Raw genomic sequence first — 11,140 nt, 5'->3', positions numbered from 1 at the left:
CGGTCGGCGTCAACAGTGATCTCGGTCAGTTCGGCCGTCTGGTGCTGCTGTGATGGACGCGTTCAACACCTTTCCGCCATCGCCGGTGGTGGTGACGCTGTCCGGCGGCGCACTGGAACTGACGCCGATCCGGCTGGGCGAATTGCCACGGCTGTTGGCCGTGATGCGCCCGCTGGCGTCCGAGCTGAGCGCCGATCCCGACTGGCTGGCGCTGCTGGGCCAGCACGGTGATTCAATGCTTGATCTGCTGGCGATCACCACCCGGCGCGAGCGCGCGTGGATCAACGATCTGCCGCTGGACGACGCAGTGCAACTGGCCGCCGCCGTGTTCGAGGTCAACGCAGGTTTTTTCGTGGGCCGGGTGGTGCCGGGCATCCAGCGCTCGGCAGACAAGCTGGCCCCGCTGATCCGCAACCTTGGGACTGCGCCGTCGCCCGCCTGATCCGCGCCGGGCACCGGCTGGATGAGGTGATGGCCTACACGCTCACGCAGGCCCAAGCCTTTCTGGACGCCGACGGACAGATCGAGCGGCAGCAACTGGCCCAGCTGCTCGGCATTCATGCCGTGGCAGCACAGGGCGAGAAGCGTGGCATCGAACAACTGCAACGCGATCTGCTCAAGGACTAACCCATGCGTCTCTCGCTCACCACGACCGGTCTGCTGGACCCGCGCCAGCTGGCGGCGTGGGGTGCGGAGCGGCGTCGTGCCATCCACGCTGCCGTCGCCAAGGGCATGCAATCGGGCGGGCGTGAAGTGCGTGACGCCGCGCGATCCGAGATGCGCAGCGCCTTCACCGTCAAACGCAACAGCTTCATCTCCTCGATGGGCGTGAAGGTGTTCGACAAGAAGTCGGAGCAACTGCCCGCCTTGCTAGTGGGTAGCAAGATTCCGTGGCTCGGCCTGCACGAAAAAGGCGGCACGGTGAGCGGCAATTTGCTGATACCGCTGCTGCCCGGGCGCATCGGCCCCAAGCGCTTCAAGGCGGTCATCGACGGCCTGATGCGCACGGGCAATGCCTTCTTCATCGAGAAGAACGGTCGCGTGCTGCTGATGGCCGAGAACATCAAAGAGAACGCCGGGCAGCTCAACCGCTTCAAGCGTGCCGAGCGTGCCCGGACTGGCGCAAAACAGATTAAGCGCGGCCAGGAAATTCCCATCGCCGTGCTGGTCAAGCACGTCGATCTCAAACGACGACTGTATCTGGCGGGTGGCGTGCAACGCGCACTACCTGCCTTGGCGCGAGCGATTCAACAAGAACTGGACAAAGTCTGATGGCAAGCAATCGTGCCCAAATCCTGATCAGCGCCGTCGACCAGACCAAGACAGCCTTCGACTCGATCAAGCGGGGCTTGGGCGGCCTCACCGATACCGCCAAGAGCGTCAATGGCGTGCTGGCCAACCTTGGTGTGGCTGTGTCGGTTGCGGGTCTGACCGCGATGGTGAAATCGGCCATCGACACTGGCGACGCGCTGGACGAGATGTCGCAGCGTGTCGGTGTCAGTGTCGAAACCCTGTCGGTATGGAAACCGGCAGCCGAGCAGTCAGGCGTCTCCGGCGAGTCCTTCGAGAAGGGCCTGCGCAAGCTGTCCACCACGATGCTGGAAGCCGCGACCGGGTCGGAAGATGCCGCTCGCGGATTTTCTGCGGTGGGCGTCGAGTTCAAGAACCAGGACGGCACCCTGCGTGCCACCGATCAGGTGCTACTGGATCTGGCCGAGCGCTTCAAGGCCATGCCCGATGGCGCGGAGAAGACTGCGCTGGCCGTGCAACTGTTCGGCAAGTCAGGAGCGGAGCTGATCCCGTTTCTGAATCAGGGGCGCGACGGCATCAACGAGCTGGCTGCCGAGATGCAGGCGCTCGGCGTGCAGATGAGCAGTGAGACTGCAGCACAGGCAGGCAACTTCAACGATGCGATCGACAAGCTGAAACTGGCCACCCAGAGCATCGGCAACCAGATCATCGCCTCCTTGCTGCCCGCCCTGAACGACATGGCCGGTGGCATGGTCGAGTCGGCCAAGCAAGGCGGCACACTACGCATGATCCTGGATGGCGTGGTGCTGGTGCTCAAGACCCTGGCGCTCGGTGCCGCCACGGTTGGAAAGGCCTTCGTCGCCTTGGGCGAGGCCATTGGTGCCGGTGTCGCGGCGGCGGTCGAAGCGCTCAAGGGCAACACCGATGGGGCCAAGGCCATCATTGCCGACCTCAAAGGCAATCTGGTCAACCGGCTGGATGAGTTGGCGTCCTTTCGCGACAGCCTGTTCGACCCCAAGCCCATCGAGGTCAAGGCACCCAAGATCCAGGCCGATCCGGAACTGCTGCAGCGCCTGACCAGACCCAAATCGGGTGCGGCTGCGCAGGACACCACTGGCGCGCAGACCACGCTGATGAAAGCACAGCTGGACGCCGAGTTCACGCTGCTCAAGGACGGACTGGCGCGGCAGCAAACTGCGCTGGATGCAGCACTCGAAGACCGTCTGGTCTCTGTGCGCGACTACTACGCGCAGAAGACGGCCATCGAGCAACGCGAGGTCGATGCCGAGATTGCCCGAAAGCAGCAGGAGTTGGCGCGCAGTCAGCAAGTCGCCACCACGGGCAAGTCAGAAAACGACCGCCTGCGCGCCAAGGCTGAAGTGGCCAAAGCGGAAGCCGACCTCATTACGCTCAACAACCGGCGCACGGACATCGAGCAAGCCAACGCGCGCAAGGCGGCACAAGCCGAGCGTGAACTGGCCGACGCCTTGGCGCAAGCGCGCGAAGAACTGGCCCAGATCACCGGCGCGGCGACCGACACCGACCGCCAAGCGGCTATTGCCCGCAGCTACCGTGATCTACGGGCGCGACTGGCGGCGGAAAGCGATGCGGACGGGGTGTCGCTCGTTGACCGGCTGATCAACGTGAAGGCCGCGCAGGCCAACCTGGCGGCCCTGGAAGCCCAATGGCGGCTGGTCACCGAGCGTCTGCGCAATGCGCAGGAAGCCATCCAGACCCAGCAGCAGGCTGGATTGCTGACCGAGGCACAGGCTCGCCAGCAGATCGTGGCCCTGCAACAGCAATCGGCCACCGAGATGGAGCGCCTGTTGCCGACCATGCAGCAAGCCGCACAGGCCATCGGGCCGGATGCGGTGATTCGCGTGCAGGCGTGGCGCAATGAGCTGGATCGCACCAGGCTCACGGTCGATGAAATGGCTCCGCTGTGGAACCGCATCGGTGAGAGCTTCGGCGGTGCGCTCAACGGGATGATCACCGGCGCGCAGACCTGGCGCAGTGCCTTGGCCAGCATCTTTCAGCAGGTGGCCGATGCCTTCCTGCAGCAAATCGTGATCCAGCCGTTCCAGCAGTGGATCGCCATGCAGGCGCGGATGCTGGCCCTCAAGCTCGGTTTCATCCAGCAGGAGCAAACCGTCGATGCGGCGGCCAGCGCCGCCAAGGTCGCGCAAAAGACCACTGAAACCACTGCCGTGGTGTCGATGGATGCGGCCAAGGCGGGAGCCGGGGCAGCAGCGTCGCAGGCCTCGATTCCTATTGTCGGCCCGGGGCTGGCCATTGCCGCGATGGTGGCGATGGTCGCCGCTGTGATGGCGCTCTTGGGTGGCATCAAGAAGTTCGCGGGTGGCGGCTTGGTCTCCGGGGCGGGCAGCGCCACGTCGGACTCGATCCCGGCACGCCTGTCGGCAGGCGAATACGTCGTGCGGGCGGCCGCCGTGCGCCAGGTTGGCGTGGCCTTCCTCGACTCGCTCAACGGCTTGTCGGCAGGCCCACGTTTCAAGGGCGGCGAATTGGCCTTCGCAGCGGGCGGGCTTGTGCCGGAAGTGAAAGTGCCGCCCGCGCAGCCGCAGATGAATCAGGCGGTGCGCATCGTCAATGCGGTCGATCCGGGCGTGACGCACGACCACCTGCAGTCGCCTGCCGGGGAGAAAGTCATCGTCAACATCATCGGGCGCAATGCACGGGCCATCCGTGCGGCGCTGCAAGGGTAAATCTCATGGCACTTCTGTTTATCGACGGTTTCGATCACTACGACCCGCAGGCCGTGGACAGCTTTGGCGATCCGTGGCTGGCGCGCGGCAAGGCGGCGTATCTGTCGCCGCAGGCTACCCGCATCAATGGCCGTCGCCCGTCCTCCTATGCCCTGCGCTTGCCGGAAGGTTCCGGTGGCGGCTACGTCAAGAATCTCGACGCCACCAAGACCAGCCTGATCGTCGGTGCCGCCATCCGCGTGGTGCCGTTCGAAAACACCTACACCGAACCCTTGCTGCTCGGCGTGCGTGATGCCAACTCGCAGGTCGCGCATCTCGTGAAAATCGGCGAGGACGGTCGGCTCAAGCTCTACCGCTGGCAATACGGCTACGACCAGCTGATCTCGACCTCGGTGGCAAGTGCTCCCGCGCGCGGCTGGCACTACATCGAGCTGCAGGTCACGCAGGGCACCAGCAACGGCATTCTGTCGGTGCGCATCAACGGCATCCTGGCCATCCAGATGACGGCGCAGAACACCATCCAGGGCGGTGGCCAACTGCTTACGGCATTCGTGGGCGCGGTGCCCGGTCAGAGCTGTCCACTCACCATCGACGTCGACGACTTGTACATCGCCGACACCAGCGGCACGATCAACAACACCTTTCTGGGCGACGTGCGCGTCGATGCCTTGCAGGCGCAGGCCGATGGCAGCCTGAACCAGTGGACGGCCAGTCCGGTTGGTACCGCAGCCTGGGAGGCCGTGAGCGACGAGGACGAGGCCACGGCAATCAGTGCGTCCGCAGTGGGGCTGCGTCAGTCCTTCGATGTCGAGCCGCTGCCGGTCATGGCCACGCCCGCCATCTACGGCGTGCAACTGACCATGCTGGCGCGCAAGACCGATGCCGGTCTGGGCAAGGTCAAAGGCCTCGTGGTCAGTGGTGCGCAGAGCGCCGTCAGCACCGACATCGTCTTGCAGGAGCAACTGGCCTGGCAAAGCACGCTGTTTGAGCGCAACCCGAACGGCAACGTGCAGTGGACGGAGGCCGCTTTCAATGCCGCTGAGTTCGGCGTGGAGTCGGCATGACCGAGCGCGTCGTCGTTCAAGACCTCGCGGAGGTTTCCAGCAAGCCGACGCCGGGAAGCGAACTGCCCGCCTTCCAGAGTGAGGTGCTCTCGCGCGCCACCTTTGGGGCGAGCGCAGCCCGCTTCACGCCGGAAACGGCTGTGGCTCCGCTGCCTCCCAATCTGGCGGCCAGTCTGCTGGCGGAATCCTTGGCAGGCCCCTGGCCACCCATCGATGCACCGATCTTTCTGGTCGAAGTGCTGCGCCGAGACACGGCCTCGAGCGCCATCGTCGCCACCGGTATGGATGCCTTTGGCGACCAGCCTTGGCCGGATGCACAACGCGGCGTGTTTGCCTTCCGCCACGATTGGATGGAGCCCCTCGTCGAACGGCTGGAGTGGCAGACCAGCGTCACGCGGCTGGCCAGCGGCAACGAATCCCGGCAGGCAGGCCGCCGCATTCCTCGGCGCTGGCTCACCTACAAGGTGGGCAATGCTCGCCAGACCGATGCGCTGGTCGCCGACTGGCTGGCCGATCACCTGGGCCAGACCGCGTGGTGGCCGCTGCCACAGTTCGCCGTTCACCTCACCGAGGGCGCTGAGGAGGGCGCGCTGACACTTGCGGTATCGGAGGCTGACTGGCGGCGCTTTGGCCCACCGGCCGCTGAACTGCGGCTGACCTACGACGGCGTGCAGGGCTGGGACAGCGACGAGCGCTGGGTACTGATCATTGCGCCTGAGGGCTGGCAAGTTGCCCAACTCAGCGATGTGGAAAGCGATCTGCTGTGGCTGGCCGAGCCTCTGGCCCGCAGGGCTGCCGTTGGTAGTAGCGTGATGCCGCTGGTGTGGGGCAAGGCCGTCGATCCAGCGGATCTCACCCAATGGGTGCCGGGGACAGTGGGCGGCAGCGTGACGGCGTCGATCACGCCCGCGCAGATGCCGGACACGGATGGCTCGGATGACCCGTGGCTGGACGAGATTCCAGTCTGGCCCGATGGCAACTGGCGTGACGATCCGACGGCCGTCGCGCAAGCGACGATCACCCGCCAGGATTTTTCGCCCGCAGATCCGTGGGTGCGCCGGGACGATCCGTGGGCGACCACGACTTTGCAGCGGCGCTATCTGGCCAGTTCACTCGATGAAATCGAAATCTGGCGGGCGCGGTTGTGGCGCACCCAAGGCCGCCTGGAAGCGTTCTGGCTGCCCGATGGCTTGGCCCCGATCCTGTGGGTGACCGCAGAGGCCGATCCCGAAGATGGCTTCCTGCGTGTGGATGGCAAAGACCTCTCTGCGCGAATTTCGGATTTTTGGCATCGTCCCGCCGCCTGCTTGATCGTGCATCCGGACGGCTATCAGCAATATGCCCTGACGGCGACCTGCCATCTGGATCAGGGTGGTGTGCTGGTGCTGCGCTCGGGCCTCGACGACTGGGTGCCCGAAGGCAGCCGCGTCATTCGGCTCGTGCGCTGCCGCCTCGACCACGACGCCATCGACTTGTATTGGCACAGCCCGACGCTGGTGGAGATCACCCTGACCGCGCGCCAGTTGCCCGAACCACGCGGCAATGACCGTCAAACCTACGAGGGAGAGTAAGCACGATGAGCCAGAACCCATTGCTGGAAGTCGAGCTTTACGCCTTCGCCAGCAACAGCGCGCAGTTCTATCTGACCCCGCACGAGTTCGACGTCGATCTCGACGGCACGCTGTACACCAGCCTGTCCATCGAGCGTAACGAACTGGCACTGGGTGCCGAAGCCGCAAAGTCGGCGCTGGAACTGAAGCTGCCACCCAATGGCGAGCTGGTTCGCCATCTACTGGCTACCGCGCTGACCGGCGAAACCACCTCGGTTACCTTGCGCCTCGGGCAACGAGATACCTGGGGCGACTACTGGTGGCTGTCGGGCACGCGCTGGATGGGCCGGGTGCTGGGGGTCGAAATCGACGCCGACGCCGCCCGCATCCGCTGCGAGTCCGCGCAAGTCAGTTTGAAGCGCATCGGCCTGCGCAAGCTCTACAGCCGCAAGTGCTCCCACGTTCTGTATTCCACTGCTTGCGGGGCGTCGCCGATTACAGCCAGCGCCTTCGTCCTGGAGGTGTATGGCCGCAGTGTCGAGCTCGATGGTGGTGTGCCGGGTGAGGTCAGCGGCGGCCTGGCCGGCGGCTGGCTGCAAACGCCGGAGGGTGCGCGCCACATGATCATCAGCGACTACGGCAGCGGCGTCGAACTGCTTTACCCAACAGCCCTTGAGCCCGGCACGGAAGTGTTGCTGACCGTCGGCTGCGATCACAGCACGACCACCTGTGCCGAGCGCTTCGGCAACCTCGACAACTACGGCGGCTTTCCTGCCATCCCGAGCAAGAACCCGTTTTCGACGGGCGTGTTCTGACCCTTCCGGAGAACTTCCATGTGGTACCTCGTCGTCATCGTGGTGGCGGCGCTGGTTTCGGTCGCGCTCGCCCCGAAACCACCCGAGCCCAAACCGGCATCGCTGTCCGACGTCGATGCCCCCACCGCAGAAGAAGGCCGCCCGATTCCCGTCGTCTTTGGCACCGTGCTGCTGCGCGGTGCCAACGTGGTCTGGTACGGCGATCTCGCAGCCGATCCGATCCGCAAGAAAGGAGGCAAGAAATGAGCACGGATGTGACCGTCACCATCGACGATGTGCGCGCCGTGGGCCTGTGCGTGAACGGCACACGCGTCTGGTTCGCCCGTCACGACCTGGACTTCCGCGCCTTTCTGCGTGACGGCTGTGCTGCCGACACCTTGCTGGCTACCGGCGACGCGATGGCCTTGCGGGTGGTGGAGCACGCGCGCATCCGGCGGGAGCACGACTGATGGGCGGCAGCAGCAAGAAACAAACCGTCGGCTACCGCTACCGGATGGGATTGCACCTGGTGCTGTGCCAAGGGCCGGTCGATGCCGTGCAGGAGATCCAGATGGGCGACCGCACCGCGTGGGGTGATGCCGACCGTGGGCCGCTGTCCAGCGGACACGGCCTGACCACCCTCAGTATCAACAAGCCCACGCTGTTTGGTGGTGACGAGCGTGAAGGTGGCGTGGTCGGCAACATCGATGTATTGCCTGGTGACCCTGGACAGGGACGCAACGACTATCTGATGGCGCGCATCGGCAGCGCTATTCCGGCCTTCCGGGGCGTGCTGTCACTGGTGGCGCGGCAGATTCTGTTCGCCGCCAACAATCCCTACATCAAGCCGTGGGCAGTGCGCGTGCGCCGCTTCACGGCAGGCTGGCACGACTCTCCGTGGATGGAGTGGAACGCCGAAGTGCGGGCCTGGGATGACGATCAGGGCCGCGAGATCAGTGTCGGCATGAACCCGGCCCACATCCTGGTGCAATGCCTGACCGACCCGCACTGGGGCATGGGCTACCCGCAGGACAGCATCGGCTGGAGCTTCTGGAATGCAGCGTGGGCCCTGTCGGATGAAGGCTTTGGTCTGAATCTGATCTGGACACGCCAGCAGCCCATCGAGAGTTTCATCGGCCAGGTCATCGACCACATCGGCGGCATTCTCTATACCGATCCGGAGCAAGGCACGTTCGAGCTCAAGCTGCTGCGCGACGACTACTGGGTCGACAGTCTGCCGCAACTGGGGCCGGACGAGATCGTGCGGCTGGAACGCTTCGAGCGTGCTCAGTGGGGTGAGCTGCCCAACGAGCTGACCGTGGTCTACACCGACTGGCAAACCGGCGGTGACACCACCGTCACCGTGGAAAACCTCGCCGCGATCCAGTTGCAAGGCGGCGTGATAAATCAGCGCCGCGACTACCCGGGCGTCAACTACGGGCCGCTGGCCGCACGGCTGGCGCTGCGGGATCTGCGTGCCTTGGGGTCACCCCTGGCCCGGATGAGTCTGACCGTGGCACGCGACACGCTGGAACGCGCGCCGCTGCCCGGTGACGTGTTCCTGCTCAACTGGCCGCGCTTGGGCATCGACCAGATGGTGGTGCGCGTGACCGGCATCGATACCGGCACATTGGGGTCATCTGAGTGGCGCATCGAGGCGATGGAGGATGTGTTCGGGCTGGATAACGCGGTGCTCGCCCCGCCGCCGCCCATCATCGATGAGCCGACGCTGGAGCCGCTGCCGCCCGCGCAGATCGTGGCGGTGGAGATTCCGTACTGGGAACTGGCGCGCACCTTGTCGCGTGCTGAGCTGGATTACCTGACCGACACCGATGCCGCAGTCGGTGCATTGGTTGCTGCCGGTGGTGTGGGGCAACTGAACTGGCAGCTCGCCACCGGCGCGTCCGCAGACGAGATCGCCAGTGTGGCCAGCGAAGACTACGCGCCATTGTTCACGCTCGATGCGGCCTTGCCTGCCAGTGAGGCCGATGCCATCGGTGTGCCGGTGACCGCCATCAGCCAGCCGGAAAGGCTGACCGTGGGCGACTACGCCTATCTGGTCGATGGCAGCGGTGAAATCCGCGAAGCCGTCGCTGTCCTGGACTTCGATACCACTGCGGCCACGGTTGACCTTGCACGCGGCGTGCTCGACACCACACCTCATTCGCACACGGCGGGAACCCGCCTCATTGGGGTAGGTGAATGGCTGGCATCGGAAGGTGCGGAGCGCGCCCCGGGCGAGTCGGTGTTCGTGGGCGCGATTCCTCGCACGTCGACCGATCAGGGCGATCCTGTGCTGGCCGCCAATGGTCAGCCGCTGGTGCTGGCCGGTCGGCAGGCATTGCCGTATCCGCCTGGTCGCATCCGTCTCAATGGCCAGACCGAGCCTGCCGTGGTGACCGGTGATCTCACCATCGCGTGGGCCCACCGCGACCGCACGCAGCAGACCGCCTACCTCGTGCAGCAAGACGAAGGCGACATCGGGCCAGAACTGGGTGTGACCTACACGCTGCGTATCCGCAATCGCAACAACGTGCTGGTGCACACGGAAACGGGACTGCTTGGCACCACCTACGTCTGGACATCAGCCGTGGCCGCGCTGGATGCCGGTGCGCTGGGTGACCGCATCACGGTGGAGATCAGTGCCGAGCGCGATGGTTTGAGCAACTGGCAGCCGCAGGTGCGGGTCATGGATCGCGCGGGCTACGGCCTGCGCTGGGGACAGTATTGGGGAGGTGTGTGATGGAGCCGCGGATTGATGCTCATCTACTCACCCTGAACGAGCCTGTCGAATGGCGTGAGGCCTGCATCGCCAGTCTTGAAGGTGCGCCGATCCAGTTGCACGTTCTGCCCGGCATTCCAGGCCGTATCGGTGAGGCACGCGCAGAAGGCTATGCACAAGGCACCTTGCCGCTGGTGTCCTTTGTCGATCCCGACGATCTGTACGAAGCCAATGCCTTCACGCAGTTGGCTGATGCACTGGATGCCTGCCCGCGAGCCGTGATGGCCTACACCGACGAAGCACTGACCGACGAAAGCGGCCAGGACATCGCGGTGCGGCGTCTGGCCTACAGCCGTTGGCAGCACGCCAACAGCGCCAGCCACGTGCACGGCCTGATCGTGATGCGTCGATCCGTCGTCGAAGCCGTACTCAAGGAAACCACCGACCTCAACAACTTCGCCGACTGGCTGCTGACCCTGCTCGTAGCCAAGCGCGGCGGCGTGCTGTACCTGCCCATCGTTGGGCGGCATTGGCGACAACACCCGCAGCAAAGCCACCGAACCGGCGACCAGGAAGCCGTCAGGCGTATCCGGCAAGCCGCCCCCCTCTGGAGATAAGCATGTCATCGACCGACCCGAACCTTGGACTCAATTACGGCTGGACGCTCGGCGAGAGCGGCTGGGACACCGGCATGGATGCCAACCTCAAGCGCCTCGGCGCAGTGGTCGGCCTGTCCGTGAAAGACCGTGACCTGGCCACGCCACCGGTCAGCCCCGCGAACGGCGACCGCTACATCGTGCCTGCTGCCGCCACGGGCGCGTGGGCAGGCAAAACCAACCAGATCGCTGTGCGAATTGCCGATGCCTGGGAGTACCACGCGCCCAAGATCGGCTGGCTTTGCTACATCGAGGACGAGGCCAAGCTCTCGGCCTACAAGTCCACCGGCTGGAGCGCAGGCATCGCCATCTGAACTCACTTTTTCTGACCCATCAGCAACCCGCCTGCGAGGCGGGTTTTGCTTTTCTGGAGACCC

12 protein-coding genes are annotated in these 11,140 nt (G+C 65.0%); all 12 read left to right on the top strand.

Going from position 1 to position 11,140, the window contains the following annotated elements; all coding sequences use genetic code 11:
- The first annotated feature begins 52 nt into the window (after nt 1–52).
- From x551_RS13730 to x551_RS13680, 12 genes are read left to right on the top strand one after another with little or no spacing between them, the layout of a single operon-like run.
- On the top strand, nt 53–442 hold the full coding sequence (locus x551_RS13730) for a DUF6631 family protein (RefSeq protein ID WP_036233764.1): 390 nt from the start codon (nt 53–55) through the stop codon (nt 440–442).
- Between the two features lie 29 nt (nt 443–471).
- Entirely contained in the window at nt 472–627 is a 156-nt protein-coding gene (locus tag x551_RS26210; protein ID WP_009521710.1) for a hypothetical protein, read from the top strand.
- A gap of 3 nt (nt 628–630) precedes the next feature.
- Nucleotides 631–1,272 (top strand): DUF6441 family protein, encoded by a 642-nt coding sequence (locus x551_RS13725; protein ID WP_036233762.1) that lies wholly within the window; start codon nt 631–633, stop codon nt 1,270–1,272.
- Nucleotides 1,272–3,977 (top strand): tail protein, encoded by a 2,706-nt coding sequence (locus x551_RS13720; protein ID WP_036233760.1) that lies wholly within the window; start codon nt 1,272–1,274, stop codon nt 3,975–3,977. The genes x551_RS13725 and x551_RS13720 overlap by 1 nt, the downstream gene beginning before the upstream one ends.
- Before the next feature lie 5 nt (nt 3,978–3,982).
- Nucleotides 3,983–5,041 (top strand): hypothetical protein, encoded by a 1,059-nt coding sequence (locus tag x551_RS13715; RefSeq protein WP_036233757.1) that lies wholly within the window; start codon nt 3,983–3,985, stop codon nt 5,039–5,041.
- Entirely contained in the window at nt 5,038–6,612 is a 1,575-nt protein-coding gene (locus tag x551_RS13710; RefSeq protein ID WP_036249007.1) for a hypothetical protein, read from the top strand. Before x551_RS13715 ends, x551_RS13710 begins: the two co-directional genes overlap by 4 nt.
- Nucleotides 6,613–6,617: 5 nt before the next feature.
- Entirely contained in the window at nt 6,618–7,406 is a 789-nt protein-coding gene (locus x551_RS13705; protein ID WP_036233754.1) for a DUF2163 domain-containing protein, read from the top strand.
- 18 nt (nt 7,407–7,424) lie between these two features.
- On the top strand, nt 7,425–7,652 hold the full coding sequence (locus x551_RS13700; protein ID WP_009518720.1) for a hypothetical protein: 228 nt from the start codon (nt 7,425–7,427) through the stop codon (nt 7,650–7,652).
- Nucleotides 7,649–7,855, top strand: coding sequence for a hypothetical protein (locus x551_RS13695; RefSeq protein ID WP_036233752.1), 207 nt, complete (start codon nt 7,649–7,651; stop codon nt 7,853–7,855). The genes x551_RS13700 and x551_RS13695 overlap by 4 nt, the downstream gene beginning before the upstream one ends.
- Entirely contained in the window at nt 7,855–10,128 is a 2,274-nt protein-coding gene (locus x551_RS13690; RefSeq protein ID WP_036233750.1) for a phage tail protein, read from the top strand. The genes x551_RS13695 and x551_RS13690 overlap by 1 nt, the downstream gene beginning before the upstream one ends.
- A complete protein-coding gene (locus x551_RS13685; RefSeq protein WP_036233748.1) occupies nt 10,128–10,724 on the top strand; it encodes a hypothetical protein in 597 nt (198 codons plus the stop codon). The genes x551_RS13690 and x551_RS13685 overlap by 1 nt, the downstream gene beginning before the upstream one ends.
- 2 nt (nt 10,725–10,726) lie before the next feature.
- Complete coding sequence (locus x551_RS13680; protein WP_036233746.1) at nt 10,727–11,077, top strand: DUF2793 domain-containing protein; 351 nt, start codon at nt 10,727–10,729, stop codon at nt 11,075–11,077.
- The last annotated feature ends 63 nt before the right edge of the window (nt 11,078–11,140 follow it).

This window comes from Methylibium sp. T29, from assembly GCF_000576205.1.
Classification (GTDB): Bacteria; Pseudomonadota; Gammaproteobacteria; order Burkholderiales; family Burkholderiaceae_C; genus Methylibium; species Methylibium petroleiphilum.
Note: the sequence above shows the minus strand (reverse complement) of the source record. Positions and strands in the feature narration are given on the sequence as shown.